General features: G+C 27.6%; 18 protein-coding genes. 2 read left to right on the forward strand and 16 right to left on the reverse strand.

The features are described 5' to 3' along the window. Positions 1 to 52: 52 nt before the first annotated feature. From BN6774_RS12905 to BN6774_RS12920, 5 genes are all read right to left on the reverse strand, one after another. Positions 53 to 1084, reverse strand: a complete 1032-nt coding sequence (locus tag BN6774_RS12905; protein WP_066894438.1) for an ABC transporter substrate-binding protein — start codon at positions 1082 to 1084, stop codon at positions 53 to 55. Between the two features lie 212 nt (positions 1085 to 1296). Beyond that, the gene (locus tag BN6774_RS12910) at positions 1297 to 2088 is read right to left on the reverse strand and encodes a lipid II flippase Amj family protein (RefSeq protein ID WP_066894440.1); all 792 of its coding nucleotides are present in this window, start codon (positions 2086 to 2088) and stop codon (positions 1297 to 1299) included. A gap of 337 nt (positions 2089 to 2425) precedes the next feature. Then, positions 2426 to 3019, reverse strand: coding sequence for a signal peptidase I (lepB, locus tag BN6774_RS12915; RefSeq protein ID WP_066894442.1), 594 nt, complete (start codon positions 3017 to 3019; stop codon positions 2426 to 2428). 79 nt (positions 3020 to 3098) lie between these two features. Next, on the reverse strand, positions 3099 to 3263 hold the full coding sequence (locus tag BN6774_RS18650; protein WP_167349600.1) for a DUF6019 family protein: 165 nt from the start codon (positions 3261 to 3263) through the stop codon (positions 3099 to 3101). Between the two features lie 18 nt (positions 3264 to 3281). Beyond that, entirely contained in the window at positions 3282 to 3722 is a 441-nt protein-coding gene (locus tag BN6774_RS12920) for a hypothetical protein (protein ID WP_066894444.1), read from the reverse strand. Between the two features lie 132 nt (positions 3723 to 3854). Between BN6774_RS12920 and BN6774_RS12925 the strand changes: the two genes are divergently transcribed. Continuing rightward, positions 3855 to 5315 (forward strand): flotillin family protein, encoded by a 1461-nt coding sequence (locus BN6774_RS12925; protein WP_066894446.1) that lies wholly within the window; start codon positions 3855 to 3857, stop codon positions 5313 to 5315. 60 nt (positions 5316 to 5375) lie between these two features. Here BN6774_RS12925 and BN6774_RS12930 read toward each other — a convergent pair whose 3' ends face one another. From BN6774_RS12930 to BN6774_RS12970, 9 genes are all read right to left on the reverse strand, one after another. Then, the gene (locus tag BN6774_RS12930; RefSeq protein WP_066894448.1) at positions 5376 to 6521 is read right to left on the reverse strand and encodes an ABC transporter permease; all 1146 of its coding nucleotides are present in this window, start codon (positions 6519 to 6521) and stop codon (positions 5376 to 5378) included. After that, positions 6490 to 7656, reverse strand: coding sequence for an ABC transporter permease (locus tag BN6774_RS12935; protein WP_066894450.1), 1167 nt, complete (start codon positions 7654 to 7656; stop codon positions 6490 to 6492). Before BN6774_RS12935 ends, BN6774_RS12930 begins: the two co-directional genes overlap by 32 nt. Positions 7657 to 7666: 10 nt before the next feature. Then, complete coding sequence (locus BN6774_RS12940; protein WP_066894452.1) at positions 7667 to 8602, reverse strand: ABC transporter ATP-binding protein; 936 nt, start codon at positions 8600 to 8602, stop codon at positions 7667 to 7669. Between the two features lie 161 nt (positions 8603 to 8763). Further along, complete coding sequence (locus tag BN6774_RS12945) at positions 8764 to 9399, reverse strand: response regulator transcription factor (RefSeq protein WP_066894454.1); 636 nt, start codon at positions 9397 to 9399, stop codon at positions 8764 to 8766. Then, positions 9396 to 10523, reverse strand: a complete 1128-nt coding sequence (locus BN6774_RS12950) for a sensor histidine kinase (RefSeq protein WP_066894456.1) — start codon at positions 10521 to 10523, stop codon at positions 9396 to 9398. Before BN6774_RS12950 ends, BN6774_RS12945 begins: the two co-directional genes overlap by 4 nt. Positions 10524 to 10607: 84 nt before the next feature. Then, positions 10608 to 11843 carry a peptidase T gene (pepT, locus tag BN6774_RS12955; protein ID WP_268873140.1) on the reverse strand — a complete coding sequence of 412 codons (1236 nt, stop codon included), beginning with the start codon at positions 11841 to 11843 and terminating at the stop codon, positions 10608 to 10610. Positions 11844 to 12106: 263 nt separating this feature from the next. After that, positions 12107 to 12841, reverse strand: a complete 735-nt coding sequence (locus BN6774_RS12960; RefSeq protein ID WP_066894460.1) for a glucose 1-dehydrogenase — start codon at positions 12839 to 12841, stop codon at positions 12107 to 12109. Positions 12842 to 13037: 196 nt separating this feature from the next. Continuing rightward, complete coding sequence (locus BN6774_RS12965) at positions 13038 to 14738, reverse strand: FAD-dependent oxidoreductase (RefSeq protein ID WP_066894462.1); 1701 nt, start codon at positions 14736 to 14738, stop codon at positions 13038 to 13040. Positions 14739 to 14811: 73 nt separating this feature from the next. Continuing rightward, the gene (locus tag BN6774_RS12970; RefSeq protein WP_066894464.1) at positions 14812 to 15132 is read right to left on the reverse strand and encodes a rhodanese-like domain-containing protein; all 321 of its coding nucleotides are present in this window, start codon (positions 15130 to 15132) and stop codon (positions 14812 to 14814) included. A 202-nt stretch (positions 15133 to 15334) separates the two neighbouring features. Here BN6774_RS12970 and mnmH point away from each other — a divergent pair, with 202 nt between their 5' ends. Continuing rightward, positions 15335 to 16444 carry a tRNA 2-selenouridine(34) synthase MnmH gene (gene mnmH, locus BN6774_RS12975; RefSeq protein WP_066894466.1) on the forward strand — a complete coding sequence of 370 codons (1110 nt, stop codon included), beginning with the start codon at positions 15335 to 15337 and terminating at the stop codon, positions 16442 to 16444. A gap of 100 nt (positions 16445 to 16544) precedes the next feature. Here mnmH and BN6774_RS12980 read toward each other — a convergent pair whose 3' ends face one another. Together BN6774_RS12980 and BN6774_RS12985 are read right to left on the reverse strand one after the other, a co-directional pair. Continuing rightward, entirely contained in the window at positions 16545 to 17414 is an 870-nt protein-coding gene (locus BN6774_RS12980) for a 2-oxoacid:ferredoxin oxidoreductase subunit beta (RefSeq protein ID WP_066894468.1), read from the reverse strand. Then, on the reverse strand, positions 17414 to 19093 hold the full coding sequence (locus BN6774_RS12985; protein WP_066894470.1) for a 2-oxoacid:acceptor oxidoreductase subunit alpha: 1680 nt from the start codon (positions 19091 to 19093) through the stop codon (positions 17414 to 17416). Before BN6774_RS12985 ends, BN6774_RS12980 begins: the two co-directional genes overlap by 1 nt. Positions 19094 to 19112: the final 19 nt, after the last annotated feature.

A 19112-nucleotide genomic window follows, 5' to 3' on the forward strand; every position in this document is an offset into this window, starting at 1 on the left:
TATAAAATTAGTCTACAACCTATAGAGAAGTAGACTAATTTATTAGTTATATTTACTTGTTAGTGAATATTTCCTTAAATTTATCTATCCAAACTTGCTTATTTTCCTTTACAACTTCTGAGTCATCTTCAATAATATTTATATCACTCATAGCTTTTAATCCTTCAGCTGGATCTACATCTTTTCTTACCGATCTTCTACTTAATTCAGATGCTACCATTGTTTGCGTTTCCTTACTAGTTAAGAAATCTATAAATTTCTTAGCATTATCCATATTTTTAGCACCCTTGATTATTGCAACTCCATCTGGTTTAGAAATAACTCCCTCTTTCATATAGACTATTTTTACTGGAGCTCCATCTTTTACATACTTTGCTCCACCCTCTTCAAAGGTTAAACCTACTGTATATTCACCATCTGCTACTCCCTTATATACAGCAGATGAACCCGAAAGCAATTTACCATCTAAATTTCCTGCTAACTTATCTGCATAATCCCAACCTTTTTCAGGATCACCATTTCCCATTGCATATAACATATTTACTAAATGTTCAAAAGATGATGATGATTTTGATGGATCTGCATGAGCAATTTTACCCTTTAATTCTGGATTTAATAAATCCTCATAACCTTCAACTTTAATATCTCCTATTAAATTAGTGTTAATCATAAGTACACTTGGAATATTTGAAAATCTTGTTATTTTTCCATCTGTATTTTTACAATCATCTAAGATATCTCCTTCATTTGCTGAAGTATATTCCTCAAAATAATCTACCTTTGGTTGTAAGGTTCCAAGTGATCCTCCCCACATCACATCTCCTAGTGGGTTGTCTTTTTCAGATTCAATACGCTTTAATAGTTCTCCTGTTCCTGCAGCAACAACATCTACTTGTATCCCTGTTTCATCTTCAAACTCTGCAACTATTGGATCTATAAACTCTAGCGGATGAGGACAATATACTACTAAATTCTTAGAGCCAGTATCTTCTCCCCCTGAACTATTTGCTTCATTTTTACCACCGCAAGCAACCATACTTACCATCATTGAAGCACAAACTAATGTAGCTAAAACTTTTTTCATAATAATTTCCCCCTAAATTTTTAAATTTTAATACTTACTTGATTTATTTAAATAATATCAAATGTAAACGTATAAATAAATCCTATTATCTGCAAAAGTATCTCCTTTTCTGAACTACTTCCTACTTTTATATAAATAAAAACTAAGGGACTGTTAAAAGCAGTCCCTTAGTGTACAATTTAAAATTATTATATTAATTTCTTATTTATTGACTAAATATAATTTGCAACAAAAGCAATTAAGTATGCTGCTGGAATAAATATTAATAAAGCTGAAAAGGTTCCAATAACCTTACTTCCTACCATTCCAATAACACAACCTCTAAAATCTTCCTCACTACATTTCCCTTCTATTACATCATCAGTCATTATAGATAAATGTGGATCTATAAAAATTGAAGTTAATATAGTTGCTGTACCATTAATTATTGGAGAAAGTGATAGACAAGTTGACCTAAACTTTGGAACTATACTTCCTGCATATATAGGAGCAAATGCTCCTGCTGTAATTATTGCTACAGATATAAAATTATAAAATAAAATCCTTTTAGGAAGATTTTTAAAATTAATACTTGTTATACTTTCCTTTACAGGAACAGCTATACTTTCCTTCATATACTTAACTCCTGTTTTAGAAAAGCTATGAATTATTAGTTTAGGTATTGATCTTTCAATAGAAAAGTGATTCACCGCTTTACTAAACATCTTTTGAAAGGTTGGTATTAAAAAAGCTCCTACAATAGATGCTACTCCTGAAATTATTATTATTAAGTTAAATATTTTTATTAGCTCATTACTACTTGGGTTACTTTCTACAAATTTAGTTAATAAAGGGCTTTGAAATGTAACTGCGGTTCTTGATACTAACATAAGGACATTAAATACCGCAAAAGTAACAGCTATTTTACCTGTTCTAACTCCTACTAATCTAGTTGAATAAGCTAAGGTCCCTATTAATGAAATTACAAAATTTAAAACTAATACTATTATAATTTGAGTACTCATATACACTCCTTAAAATTTATATTTTCAAAGCTATAGTACTACTAATTATACCCAAATAAATAATTTACTTAAATATCCTTTTAAAATTGTAATATATTTGCAATAATTTATATTCTATTTAAAATTAATATCTGCATTATATCGTAACCATTTTCTTCACTTAAATAACGCTCTATTTCATCATAGGTCAAAGTATCATCATTAACAAAATAATATCTTACTGTATTATCTTTCTCAAAACTTTTTAAATATAGAACTTCATTTCAAAAATGTTGCATTTATTTCCTTATATATTAAATAATTAAATTTTATTTTCCTTTTAAACAACCAGTTCTCTTTACTTTAAACTTTTAATCTTTTCTATAGGAAATGCTCTAAAATTAGCTCGTCCTTCTACTTGTCCTATTTTAATAGTTCCAAAGTCTCTACTATCTTTACTTGCTTCTCTATTATCCCCTAGTACAAATAATTCATCTTCTCCAACAATTAATGGAAAACTTATATCCCTTCCATAAGTTTCTCCCTTTATATAAGATTCATTTAATTTCTCTCCATTTACATATACATTTCCGGATTCAATATTAATTTCATCTCCTGGTATTCCTATTACTCTTTTCACATATCTAATTCTACTATCAGAAATATTATTTAATGAAATAACTTCCTTTATGTATGTATAACTTTCCTCTATCAAATTTCCTTTTTCTTCGTCTTTTAAAAATATAACAATATCTCCTCTTTTAGGAGTTATAAAATTATAGCTTAGCTTATCTACTAAAAGCTTTTCTCCACTATGAAGTGTATTTTCCATAGATTTTTGTTGAACCTTTGCCATAGCAAAAACCTTTGTATTAATTAATGATAATAGTATTATACTTCCTGTGATTGTTATAGCAATATTCCTCAATTCCCTCATTACTCTTTTTATCATAATACCTACTCCTCAAATTCATAATATGAACATTGTGAAATTAATCATTTATAAATGATTCATCTCTTCTAACTCCCTCTTACTTAAAATCTCTTTCATTTAAAACTGATTTTACAGACTTTTTTATGCTAGCTTCTACATCTTCTAAGCTTTCTTTTATAGCATTTTTTACTGCAAACTTAATAATAAAGTACAATATAAAAATAGGTACTATAAAATATAATAAAATAAGAATTATCCCCATATCTTCTCCCCCTAATATTTATTCACTCTTAATATTCTCTAAATAATTAATAATACTTGTATCATCTGTAACTTTATATATTACAGTATTATGCCTTCCCTTTGTATCACTATAAACCTTAATATATTTATCATCAAAAATAACAAATCCTAAGTTTCCTGAAGAGTATTTTGAATACATTCTAACTTCAGTAACATTTCTTTTATCTTGTTTTATCCTATCTTCTTTTATTTTTATTCCTTTTATATTATCTAAGAAGTTTTTAATATCATATTTATTTTCATATCTATATTCTTTATCATTACTTTCTCTTATTGTAATGTTAGTAAAATCTATATTATCTATTTTATTTAATATCAAGGTTTCTATAGTTCCACGCCTTGGAAATACTGCATAAATATATGATCCTACTGATACTATAACTATAATTAATAAAAATATTTCAAATTTCTTTTTCATTAAATTCACCCCCATTAACTACCAATATTATATCATATTATTTTATTAAATATTATTTTGATATTTTTACTTTTACTGTAATTTTATGTTAAAATAATAATGTATATTATAAAATTTAGGAGGAGAATAATAATGGATGCTTTACTTGAAAAATTAATTGCTGCACTACCTATAATAATTATAGTAGTTGTAGTTCTAGTGCTTTTCCTTTCATTCTGGAGAAGAGTACCTGCAGATAAGGCAATGGTAATAACAGGACTAAGAAAAAGAGTTTTATTAGGTAGAGGGGGATTAATGATTCCTATACTAGAGACGGCTTCTACTATTTCCCTTGAAAATATTTCTATGACCACAGATGTAAGCGAAGCACCAGCAAAGCAAGGTATATTTGTAAATATAGTAGGTACTGCTGTTGTAAAAGTAAAAAATGATTCTGAAAATGTTTTAAAGGCCGTTGAACAATTTTGTAATGGTGGAGAAAAAAATACTGTTAATGTTATAAGAACAATTGTTGAACAAATTTTAGAAGGTAAGCTTAGAGGAATAGTATCAACTTTAACTGTAGAACAAATTAATGAAGATAGATCTTCTTTTGAGCAAAGAATTGAAGATGATATTAGAAATGAACTTGGTTCTATGGGATTAGTATTAATTTCTTATACAATATTAAAAATTAGTACTCAAGGTGGCTATTTAGAAAATAGAGCCAAGCCACAAATAGCAGCTGCAAAATCTGAAGCGGATATTGCTGAAGCTGAAAGAAGAAGAGATACTGAAATTAAAACTGCTATTGCTACAAGAGAAGGTCAAAAAGCAAAGCTTGAAGCAGAAACTGAAATAGCTCAAAGTGAAAGAGATAAAAAACTAAAATTAGAATCCTTTAGAGCAGAACAAGATAAAGCAAAGGCTAATGCCGACGTTGCTTATAAATTACAAGAAGTTGAAAATAATGCTTTACTTGCAGAGCAACAAGCTGAACTTGCTGAAAAAGAAGCTTTAGTTGTAGAAAAGAAATTAATTGCTGAAGTAAAAAAACCAGCAGATGCAAGAAAGTATGAAGTAGAAGTTGCTGCTGAGGCAAGCAAAATACAAGCAATAAAAAAAGCTGAAGCTGAAGCTGAAACCATTAAGGTTAAGGCAATTGCTGAAGCTGAAGCTAAGAAAATACAAGCGGAAGCTGATGCAGCTGCAATAAGAGCAAAAGGACTTGCTGAAGCTGAAGCTATTAAAGCAAGAGGTATTGCAGAAGCTGAAGCAAAAGATAGATTAGCAGAAGCTATGGCTAAGTATGGAGAAGCTGCTATAGTTGAAATGATAGTAAATAGATTACCTGATGTAATGAAAGAAATTGCAAGTCCATTAGATCAAATAGACAAGCTGACTGTTATAGACAACGGTGGAAACCAAGGTGCTTCTAAAGTTTCTAAAATAGTCACAGATGTAGCTGCTAATGGCTTTGAAGTATTAAAAGATTTAACAGGTGTTGACTTATCAAAAGTAATAAACGACTTTGTAAATAAAAGTTCAGCTTCAGATACACTAGTCCCTAAATCTGATATAATTGATGCTGAAAGCACCAACATAGAAGATTAATGCGTAATAAATAACTTTAATAAATTTATAAAAACTCCTTATTTAAGGAGTTTTTATATTTTAGTTTATCATAATTTTCTTCTCAGATTTAGTTGTCTTATGAGCCGCAATTACAAAAAATGCTACTGAAAATAAAAAAAGTATGAATAAATATTTGTAAGTTTCACTAAAATTATATCCTTGCTGTATATCTGATATAGTCTTCATTGCCCACCTTATTGGTGTGAAATATGATATTTTCTCTATTAAAGATGGCATTATCTCAAGTGGAACAAATGCTCCTCCAACCATAAGAAGCAACATGTTTGCAAAATTAAATGTATTTGATGCTTCTGTTCTATTTTTAGCAAAAGCACCACAACATAAAGCAAGACTTATTGAAACTAATCCTACTAAAGAAAGTATTATAAATAGTTCAATATTTTTTAATCCTATTTCAATACTAAGCATATTAATACTTATTATTCCTAATATAACTTGTATTAAAATAGATATATACCCACTTATTACATTCGCTAAATAATACTCTAATGTTCTAACTGGTGCCATAAATATTCTCATATATATATTTTCATCTTTTTCATCAAATATCCTATAGGCTGTCCTCATCCCCCTTATTAACATAAACATAATTAAAAAACCTATATATATTTGACTTGAAGAATAATCTGAATGCAAATCACTTAAACTTTCTTTCTTTATATTTACAGAAATATTTTTACTATAATTATCTATTGCCTTATAATATACCTCTTCATCTTTATTACTAGCTAATGAAATATCTTTAATATTCATCATATCCATATTAATAAATTCTTTAATTAAATTTCCAACTCCATCATCTTCAATTGAAGTAACCTTAACTTTATTAATATTTCCTTCAATTATTCCTTTTTCAAATTCGTCTTCAATTTCTATTACTACATTTATAGCTTTTTCTGAAAACAAGTTGTTAATATCTGTCTTATTAATTTCATTTACATTATATCCCTCTTTATTTTTTAAAGAGTTTATAATAATACTACTTGTTTTACTATTATCATTATCAATAATCCCAATATTTATATAGCCAGAGTTTGTATTCATTACTATAAGCATTATATAAAGAATTATTACAGGAGCAAGCAATCCAATTAAAAATTCAAAGGGATTTTTAACTATATCAACTCTTAAATTATTTTTTACTAATGTTAATATATTTTTCATTCATATTATCCTCCCTTCCTGTTATTAAATAAATCACTACTATTATTAAGCCTAAAGTTATTACTCCAAATATAATCCAATTTATTAATAAACTAGTATCATCAGAATATATATATCTGAACACACTACTATTAAACCATCTAAGTGGAGATATCTTAGTTATTAAATTAAATATTCCATCCATTTCTCCATATAAAGCGACATATCCTCCCCCTAAAAAGCATAAAACTGGGATTATTATATTTTGCAATATTATTGATGAGACCTTATTATCTTTAAATATTATAGGAATTATAGTCCCTATTCCATTTACAAGTATTAAAAATGGTACCATAGCTAATGGCATTACTAATAAATTATCCCCATAATTAATATTAAATAAAATACTACTTAATATATAAGTTATTAATGAAACCCCAAATGAAAAGAAAAAGAATCCTATAAATGATGATAAATAATATTTTGGAGTAGATAACCCAGATATTTTTATTCTGTCCTTAATATTACTTCTCTTATCATCCTTTAAAATAAATAATGGATAACTTACAAAATAAAATAACATAAGACCTATTTCTGCTACACCATAATAATCCATGGAACTTGGACTTTTTTTATAAGGAATAGTCTTCTCTTCTATATAATTATCTTTTTTTTGTTTTATTATTTCTTCAGCACTTTGTGGATTAATACTATAAATTTCTGCCACAGCATTATATCTATCAGATATACTTTTTAATATTTGATATATAATAGATGACCTTATATAAGAATTATCATTAGAATACATTTCAATATTATTATCTTTTAAATATAATAATATTGCTCTATTAACTCTTACTTCTCTTTTGCCTTCCTCAATATTACTTATTTCTTTTATCTCTACATTTTTAATGTCTTTACTTTCTTTAACAATACTAGTAAAGGTATTAAAAACTTCATTTATCTTATTGTCTCCTTCATCTATATAACAAATTAACAAATCCTCTATTGCTACATTATTATTCATTTTATCAAAATAAGAAGATAAGGTGCTTCCAATTAAGAAAACTAGAAATAAAGGGAAAAATATCATAAATATAAGATTTTTTCTATCCCTAACGCAATTTAATATTGTAGCTTTTATAACTGCAATCATATTCTTCCCCCTAATCTCTTAATTTTTTACCTGTTAAAGATAAAAATACAGTTTCTAATGTTATTTCTTTAAATCTTAAATCATTAATTATTAACTCTTCTTCTGAAATTTCTTTAATTATTTTACTTAAATTATTTACTTCCTTAGAAGATGTAATAATTATATTTCCTTCATCAATTGAAACATCAATAACTCCCTCTATATTTCTTAAAGTATCTATACTAACTTTATATACATTATCTACCCCAATATTAAGAATCTTTTTATCACTAACCATATCCTTTAATTCTTCCTTAGTACCCTCAACTATTATTTTCCCATTATCTATAATAGCAATTTTACTACATAAACTTTCTGCTTCTTCCATATAATGAGTTGTATAAATTATTGTTACACCCTTTTTATTTAATAATTTAACTGCCTGCATAATATTATTTCTGGATTGAGGATCTATTCCTACCGTTGGCTCATCCATAATCAATATTTTAGGATTATGGACTATAGCACATGCTATATTTAACCTTCGTAACATTCCACCTGAAAATTCTTCTGCCTTCTTCTTTTTAAATTCTAAAAGTCCTGTAAATTCTAAAGACTTATCTATTGCTTCACTAAGTTCTTTTCCCCTTAACCCATATAGCTCTCCAAAAAATTTAACATTTTCATAAGCAGTAAAATTTCTATAAAGTGCAATGTTTTGTGGAACTAATCCTATATTCTTTTTTATACTAATTGATTTTTTTCTTATATCTTCTCCTAAAATTTTTATTTCTCCTAATGTTGGATTTAATAAAGAACAAATTAAACTTATAGTAGTGCTTTTTCCTGCTCCATTTGGACCTAAAATTCCATATATCTCTCCTTCTTCTATACTTAAATTAATATTATCAACTGCTATTGTACTATCGTACTTCTTTACTAAATCTTTTATTTCTACTACCTTCATAAATACCCCTCCCTATATCTTAGTTTCATTATATAAAAAAGACCTTGCTAAATAATCTAGCAAAGGTCACCTTTTATCCATGACAAAAGTCATATATTTTTCTCTTTTAAATTTAAGCATACAACCATCTTGACTTTAAATAAATCCACATAATAAAAAATTTAACTCTCCAAGTTTTTTATATAGTAAATAGCTATTTGAGTTCTATGTGTTAAATTAGTTTTTTGTAGTATAGATGTTATATAATTTTTTACTGTTCCTTCAGATATAAAAAGTTTTTTTGATATTTCTTTATTATTTAACCCTTCTGAAATTGCTAACATAACTTCTAATTCCCTTTCAGTAAATAGGCTTGTATCTATTTGATTATTATTTTTTACTGAAATGATATTATTGCTAAGCTTAGTTAATACCTCTTCCTGTATAACTGCTATCCCCTTATTAACAAGCTTTATGGTTTCAATTATTTTCTCAGGTTTTGTATTTTTTAATAAATACCCCTTAGCACCATTTTTAATTCCTTCTCTTATATATTCATCTTCATCAAAGGTAGTTAAAATTATTACCTTAGTTTTAGTATTCTTAGATACTTCCAAGGTTGCTTTAACACCATTTACTAAAGGCATTCTTATATCAACTAATGCTACATCAACTTCATTATCAAGTAAAAAGTCAACTAAATCCTTACCATTTTCGAACACTTCTACAACTTCAATTTCCTTATCATAAGATAAAATTATCCTTAAACTATCTCTTATTAAAGCATCATCGTCTGCAATTACTAATCTTATACTCATATATCCCCCAAGTATGGAATTAAAATAATAACTCCAAATCCATCCTCATTATTTATTATTAATTTACCATTTATACCGCTTACCTTTTCCTCTATATTTCTTAGTCCTATACCCTTTTTTATATCTTTACACCCTATGCCATCATCTTTAACTTCTAGCTTTATAAACCTATTTAGTACTTCTATATTAACTATTATTAATTTTGCTTTAGAATACTTTGCAGAATTAGTTGTCAACTCCGTTATAGCTTGTATAAATATAATCCATAATTTAGAATCTATTTTTTCCAAGTCACCACTATATAAAACTTTTCCTCTTATACTTGTATTCTTTATTTTTTCATCTAATATCTTTTTAACTCTATTAATTCCTAGTTCTTCTTCTGCTGGTTTTATATTTCTAAGAGTCATTCTTATTTCTTCCATACCATTTCTTAAATTATTTATACAAGTGTCTAACATTAAAAATCCCTTTACTTTATCACTATCCAAAATTATTTTAATTGCTTCTAGTTGAAGTAAAGTACCTGAAATAGTATGTCCTATTTTATCATGTAATCTTGATGATATATTATTTCTTTCCTCTAATCTTGCAGTATGTAATATTTGCTCTTGAATATTTTTATCTTCTAATATCTTTTTTTGTAATCCATAAATTACTTTTCTTTGTTCCTCTTGAGTTAAATCTATATTTTTTATTTTGCTATTTTTATTTTCATTATTAATTATCAATATTAATATTAAACCTAGTATTATAAATATATTTTTCAAATTATTATTATTTAGAATAAACAATATTGGAACTATAGAAAAAGATAAAATAAAAATAGACTTTTTTTCTTTTATAAAATATTCTGCTACTAATACACTGAACATTAAAATTGCTGCTTGTATATATTTTGCACTAAATAATAATACTAAAATTCCCTCAATTAAAGAAAGAATTTTAAAATAAAATTTATTATTTTCTAATATCCCTTTAAGAAAAATAACTATAATATAAATTATCATAAAAGAAACTACTATTAAGCTCAACTTATTTTCTTCTATACTTGTCCAAGCTATATATATACTTAATATTAACTTAATTGAAATATATATATCATAACTATTAATTATAAACACCCCCAGCAGTAATTTAGAATTAAAAACTCCCCTAAGGGAGTTTTTATATAATTATTAAGTATTCATTTTAATTATTTATTATCTTTAGGCTTTTCCATAACGTTTTACTATATTAACAATAACTTCTACAGCTTTTTCCATAGACTCAACTGGTACATATTCATATTTTCCATGGAAGTTCTCTCCACCTGCAAATATATTAGGAGTTGGAAGTCCCATAAATGATAATCTTGCTCCATCAGTACCACCTCTTATAGGTCTTATGTTTGGAGTAACCTTAGCTTCTATCATAGCTTCCTTTGCATTTTCTACTATATGCATTACAGGTTCTATTTTTTCTTTCATATTATTATATTGATCTTTTATTTCAGCTACTACAGTTCCTTCTCCATACTTTTCATTTAATTCTTTTTCTAGTTTTCTTATTCTATTTTTTCTTTCTTCAAAGCTTTCATTAAAAAAATCTCTTATTATATAACTTAAAGTAGTATTTTCAACAGTAGCATTTATATCTGTAAGATGGTAAAAACCTTCATATTTTTCAGTTTTTTCAGGAACTTCATTTAAAGGAAGACTATTTATAAATTCATTAGCTACTATTATAGAATTTAACATCTTATTCTTTGCATATCCTGGATGAACATTTACTCCTTTGATTTTTACTTTTACTCCTGCAGCATTAAAGTTTTCGAATTCAAGTTCTCCAATTCTTCCACCATCCATAGTATAAGCAAAATCTGCACCAAATCCATCAACATCAAAATGATCTGCACCTTCACCTATTTCTTCATCTGGAGTAAATCCTATTTTTATGTCTCCATGCTCTATTTCAGGATGATTTATTAAATATTCTACTGCTGTCATTATCTCTGCAATGCCTGCTTTATCGTCAGCTCCTAAAAGAGTTGTACCATCAGTTGTTATTAATCTTTGTCCTATATACTCTTTTAATTCTGGTGAAAACTTTGGAGATAATACTACAGAATCATTTAATTTAATATCTTCTCCATTATACTTTTCTATAATCTTTGGATTAACATTTTCTCCACTATAATCTGGTGCAGTATCCATATGAGCTATAAATCCAATTTTCGGTATATCTCTATTGCAATTTTTTTCTAATGTAGCATATACATATCCATGCTCACTTATTCTTGCATCTTTTAATCCTAATTCCTTTAATTCATTACATAACTTTTCGGCAAGTACTAACTGTCCCTTAGTACTTGGTGTAACTCTAGTTGTTTCATCTGATTTTGTGTTTAACTTAACGTATTCTAAGAATCTTTCTTCTACTTTTTTCATTACGTCACTCTCCATTCTTCTATTGTTTTATTACTTATTTATATAAATTATACCTATAAGCATAAATATTAACTTTACATTATTTATCTTATACTCTATATTTTAACATATCAATATAATAAACTTCAAAAGCAAAAATTATTATATAAACAAATTTAGAATAAAATTGATAATCTATAAATTATATTTAATATAAAGATAATAAAAAACCCTGCTGTTTAAAAACAGAGGGTTTTTCTATAATAATTACATAGTTGCTTATATATATTAGCATCAACCTACATTGCAGTTAATCCACCATCTACAATAAATTCAGATCCTGTTGAATAACTTGATTCATCTGAAGCAAGATAAAGAACTAACTTTGAAACTTCTTCTGGTTTAGCCATTCTTCTCATTGGAATTTGTTTAGCAAACTGCTTAGTTGCTTCGTTTACGCCACCTTCAGTAACCATTGGTGTTTCTATTACCCCTGGATGTACTGAGTTAACTCTTATTCCAAATTGTGATAACTGAAGCGCTGCTGCCTTTGTCATTCCACGAACTGCAAATTTAGTATCCGTATAGCCAATTGCACCTCCTACTATTCCGTTCATAGATGAAATATTTATTATTGAAGCATTTCCTACTTTTTTCATAGAAGGAACTAATGCTTTAATTCCAAGAAAAATGGATACTTGATTTATATCTACAATTTTTCTATATTCTTCTTCAGTCATTTCTAAAATAGATTTATTTGTAGCTATGCCAGCATTATTCACTAAAATATTAACTGGTCCAAATATTTCTTCAGTTTGTTCTACAACTTTATCCCAGCCTTTAGCATCGGTAACATCGTGTTTAATAAATCTTACACTATTACCCATTTCTTGTTCTAACATTCTACCTTCCTCTTCATTTAAGTCTGTAAAGACAACTTTTGCACCTTCCCTTACAAATAGTCTTACATGAGCTGCACCCATTCCACGTGCTCCCCCTGTAATAATAGCTACTTTATTCTTTAAACGTTCCATTAATAAATCCTCCTTATATAAAATCTTATAAAACTATCACTCAATAATTATTATATAATAATTATTATCCATTTTATTGTATATAAAAGGTTGTCTCACTAAAGTATTAGTGCCACAACCTATTTTTTCATTTTAAATACTTATAATTTAATCCTATTATTAGACAAAGATATTAAACTCAATAAGTATCCTATATTTATCTAAAATTATATTTATTAACTATACTTTCTCTATTTGTAGTCACATCATTATAATATTCATAGAAAGATAATCCTAAGAAACTACCTGTTATATTATAAATATTCTTATATCCAAGATTTTGCAATGCTAAAGTTGCATTGTAACTTCTTTGACCTGTTCTACAATGTAAGTAAACTGGAATATCTTTCGGTATTTCATTTACTCTTTCTCTAAGTTCACTTAAAGGAATATTCTTAGCTCCTTTAATATGACCATTTTCAAATTCTCTAACTTCTCTTACATCTACAATATAAGCATTGCTTTCCACAAGTTCCCTAACCTTATCTACATTAACTTGTTTAAAGTCTCCACTTAATATATTTGATGCTATATATCCAGCATAGTTTACAACATCCTTTGCTGTGCTATATGGCGGTGCATAACAAAGTTCTAAATCCTTTAGGTCCTCTACAGTTCCACCTAGTTTAATTATAGTTGCAATTACATCAACTCTCTTAGCTACATCACCTAAACCAATAGCTTGAGCCCCTAATACCTTTCCTGTAGGAACTTCAAATATCAATTTAAAGTGAAGAGGTTTAGCATCAGGCATAATTCCTACTTTATCATTAGTAATTAACCTTACTATATCATAATTGATATTCATATCTAAAGCTTTAATTAATCCTTCATTTAAACCAGTAGAAGCAGCATTATAATCAAATACTTTAATGGCTGAAGATCCTATATAGCCTTTATTTATGCCTTTTTTTCCATTAATATGATCAGCTACCGATCTAGCTTGTTTTAATGCAGGGCCAGCTAATGATAATTTAGTCATAGAATGAGTTAAAGCATTATATACCTCAATAGCATCACCTACTGCATATATATCATCATCGCTTGTTTTATAATTACTATCAACTTTAATTGCTCCAGTCACACCAATCTCAAGCTCAGCTTCTTTTGCTAAAGTTATTTCAGGCGAAACTCCTATTGCCATAACTACAGCCTTTGCATTTACCTTTTTTCCAGAACTTAAAACTACTTTATTTTCTTCAAAGTTTTCAACTTTATCTCCTACAATTAAATTAATTCCCTTATCGTACATTTCTTTATGTAGAATTTGAACCATATCATAATCAAAAGGCTTTAATATCTGGTTCATAGCTTCTATTAAAGAAACATTATATCCTGCTTCTCTTAAATTTTCGGCAGCTTCAACACCTATAAATCCTCCACCTATTACAGCTATATCTTTAGCATTAAGTTCCTTAACAAATCTATTTAGTTTATCTATATCAACAACATTTCTAATTGTAAATACATTAACCTTATCTAAACCTTTTATATTAGGTACTATTGGCTTTGCTCCTGGAGATAAAATTAATTTATCATAGCTTTCCTTATATATTTCTCCGGTTAAATAATTTTTAACTTCTATTTCTTTATTTTTTCTATCTATTGAAACTACTTCACTATTTACTCTAGCCTCTATATTATATTGTGCTTTAAATTTCTCTGGACTCATAAGAACTAACTTATCTGCTTCATCAATTAATCCACTTAAATGGTAAGGTAGTGCACAATTTGAAAATGAAACATGAGGTCCCTTTTCAAACATTATTATATTATCTTCTTCGCTTAGTCTTCTCAGTCTTGTTGCTGCTGAAGCTCCACCTGCAACTCCACCAACTATTAATATCTTCTTCATAATAAAACCTCCTAGTGGCTGTCTTAGTCAGCCAAATTAATAATTAATAACATGCATTATACATTAGAAAATATTCTTATTTTCTTTTGCTTCCTACATAAGATCCAACCCCTCCAGAAACATTTACTACATTGAATCCTAATCCACTTAGCTTATTGCAAGCTCTAGAACTTCTAGCCCCTGATTGACAAACTATATGATATTCCTTATCTTTTTCCAAATATTTTTCTGGTTCATCTAAAAGATTTCCCATTGGAATATTTTTCGCACTCTTTATACTTCCACTTTTATATTCAAAGGGCTCTCTTATATCTATTAAATTAATCTTTCCTATTAAATTATCAATATCATTAACATTTATTACTTTGCTTGAATTTTTATTAAATAAACCAAACATAACATCATCTCCTCTTAACTTGTTATATTTATTCTACCTTAAATCTTATAATTTTTATGTAACTAAGTCACAATTGTTGAATTATTGAGATTATTGAAGTAAAATTTTATAATAAGTATATATAACATTTATATTTCTTGCAAATTATTACATAGCAAGAAATCTTAAGATAAACTTCAAAAAATTTAAAAAGGATGGAATTATGTTAAAAAAAGATAAACAAACAAGTGAATTCAAAGAAATAGTATTAAATAATATTCCATTAATTGATGTTAGAGCACCAATTGAATATGAAAAGGGGGCTTTTTTTAATTCTATTAATATTCCTATATTAAATAATGAAGAAAGACATATAATAGGTATTTGCTATAAAGAAAAAGGAAATGAAGAAGCTACAAAGCTTGGGTATAAATTAGTTTCAGGAAAAATTAAAGAAAATAGATTGAATTCTTGGATAAACTTTATAAAAGCTAATCCTAATTCTATACTTTACTGCTTTAGGGGGGGATCTCGTTCTAGAATAGCGCAAGAATGGATAGTTGAAACTTTAAAGGAAGATATTTTTAGATTAAGAGGTGGCTATAAAGCTTTTAGAAATTACTTAATAGAAAATTTATCTGTAGAAAACCAAAATTATACTCCTATTATTTTGACAGGATATACTGGTTCAGGTAAAACAAAAATTCTCAAAAAAATAAATAACTCAATAGATTTAGAGGGAATTGCTAATCATAGGGGATCTTCCTTCGGATCTCACGTTTCGCCACAACCTACTCAAATTAATTTTGAAAATAACTTAGCCTATGATTTAATAAAAAAACAAAATAAAAATTTTCAGCATTTAATTTTTGAAGATGAAGGAAGAAATATTGGTAAAAATTTTATTCCTCAAGACTTTTATAACTTTTTTCATAGTGGCAAAAAAATCTTAGTATCTTCTACAATTGAAGAACGTATAGAAAATACTTTAATTGAATATGTAGTTGATGCTCAAAAAGAATACATAAAAGTTTATGGTGTTGAAGATGGACTTACAGAATGGTTTAACTACATATATTCAAGTATGGAAAGACTTAAGAAAAAGCTAGGTGGCGATAGGTTTAAAAAAGTATTAGATGAATTAAATTTTGCTTATAAGACTCAATTATCTACTCAAAAAATAGATTATCACAAATATTGGATAGAATTATTTTTAAAAGAATATTATGATCCTATGTATAGTTATACCTTACAAAAAGACAAGGATAATAATAAAATAATTTTCGAAGGAAATTCTACAGATATTATAGAATATTTAAAATCATTAAAATAAAATAAAAAGTATGAAATCATATTGCATTTACCTTCTTTTATAAAGTAAATGCAATATAGTGTTTCATACTTTAAACTCTCATAATACTCCTTAAATTAATTTAGTTAAATAAAAATTCATCAATTAACTTTTCAGTATTTTTAACATCCCATTTTCTTTCTATTAAATTCCTACCAGTTTTAAGTACTGGATGTAATTTTTCGTAGCTATCTTTACTTTCTTCCTTGTAAATTATACCTATAGGTATGCCTTCATCCCCAAATTCTTCTACTTTCTTTAAAGCTTCAAATTTATTCCTTGGATCATACTTATCATCTAATTTATAAATTCTATCCTTATACCATTTAAAAGTATTAACCTTATTAAATACAACACAAGGTTGCATTATATCTAATAAAGCATATCCCTTATGATTTATAGCTGCCTTTATCATAGATTTTAAATGTTCCTTATCTGCTGAAAAACTTCTTGCTACAAAAGTAGCTCCAGCACTAATTGCAACTGCTAATGGATTCATCTGTTCCACATATACCCCTTCAAATTGCATAGAAGTTACATGTCCCTTTCCCGTAGTTGGTGAGCCTTGCCCCTTTGTTAATCCATAAATTTGATTATCATGAACTAGATGAACCATATCTACATTCCTTCTAATACAATGGATAAAGTGATTTCCTCCTTCTCCATAGGAATCTCCATCACCACTAGTTACTATCACATTTAAATTGTTATTTACCATCTTTATAGCTTGAGCTGGTGGAAGAGCTCTACCATGAAGTCCATTAAATCCATTTGCTTTAATATAATGTGGTGTTTTAGCAGCTTGACCTATTCCTGATACTAATACTACATCCTCTGGTTTTAAATTTAACTCTGCTAAAGCCTCTTTTAAGGATGCTAATATTCCAAAATTACCACAGCCAGGGCACCATGCATTATCATCATTGCTTTTGTAAATATTTAAATCTAACATTAAAACTCCTCCCTTCCTAGTTTTTCAATAATATATTCTCCAGTTATCTGCCTTCCATCATATTTTAATATGCTACCTGTCATTAATATTCCTGTTTCTTGAGTTATAAGTTTTCCTAGTTGACCATTAAAATTTTGTTCAACATTTATAATTTTTTTTGCCTTATTAGCATATTTTATTAGTAATTTTTCTGGTAATGGATAAATATCTCCAAAGCTTAAAGCTCCAATTTTTTTACCATTTTTATTTAATTCATTTATAGCATCCTTTATTGCTCCATAAGTTGAACCAAATCCTACTAAAAGAATATCTAAATCTTCATCCCCGATAAATTCAGGCTCTTCCATTTCTTCTTTTATTAATTCAAGCTTTTTCATCCTCTTTTTCATTTGAGAATTTCTTATATCTACTGATTCAGTTATATGTGACTCTTCATTGTGTTCATCACTATCAACTAAAACTACTTGTCCCTTAACATTCCCTGGTATCATTCTTGGAGATATTCCACTTTCAGTTATCTTATACCTCTTATAATCTTCTCCATTATCCAATTCTTCTCCATTAGATACATACTTTTCTATTCTAACACTACTTAAATCATACTTCGGAATAGTTATATTAGAATCCGCTAGATATTGGTCAGTTAATAATATTACCAATGTTTGATATTTATCTGCTAAATTTAAAGCTTTCACAGTTTTATAAAATGCATCCTCTGCATTTCTTACACTTATTACCGCTCTAGGAAACTCTCCTTGTGATGCTGTTACTAAAAAACTTAAGTCACTTTGCTCTGTTCTTGTTGGTAATCCTGTTGCTGGGCCTGGTCTTTGAGAATCTACAACTACTACTGGTGTTTCTGTAATTCCCGCAAGTCCAAAGGCTTCTACCATTAGTGAAACTCCCCCACCAGAACTTCCCGTCATAGCTCTTGCTCCTGCATAAGATGCTCCTATTGCAAAATTTATTGCCGCAATTTCATCTTCTGCTTGATCCACAACAATTCCAATTTCACTTTGCTTTTTAGACAAATAAGTCATTATACTTGTAGCTGGAGTCATAGGGTATGCAGAATAAAAATCTAACCCTCCAGCTATTGCACCTAATGCTATTGCATTATTTCCATTAATTAATATATGACCTGATAAATCTTTTCCTTTTAATTTAAATTTTGAATCAACTAAATCATATCCAAGCTTCACTGCTTCAATATTTTTAATTCTAATATCTTCTGACAATTTAGTGCTAAAAAATCTTTCTATTCCCTCTAAACTTAATGAAAAATATTTTAGCACTACTCCAGCCGCTACTGAAGTAAAGGCTTTTGATAGACTTAAACTTTTTGCTACGTCTATTAATGGCAACTTTAGTATTTTTTCATCATCTATTTTTAACCCTTTGTCCGCAATTATTACTCCATTTTCATTTAATTTATTTTTATGATTAAAAACTGTATTTTCATCTAAAGCAAGTATTAAATCTAACTGATCCTTGTGAGCAAATACTTTCTTTTCCCCAAACCTAATTTGTATAAAATTATGTCCTCCCCTAACTCTTGACATATAATCCTTATTAGAAAACAAATAAAATCCTGATTTTTTAATAACTCTTTCTAAAAAATCACTTACTGTATCAAGACCTTGTCCAGCACTTCCTCCGATTAAGATATTGTATTCCATTTAATTCCCTCCCTTTTAT

Source organism: Clostridium nigeriense (assembly GCF_900086595.1).
GTDB classification, from domain to species: Bacteria; Bacillota; Clostridia; order Clostridiales; family Clostridiaceae; genus Clostridium; species Clostridium nigeriense.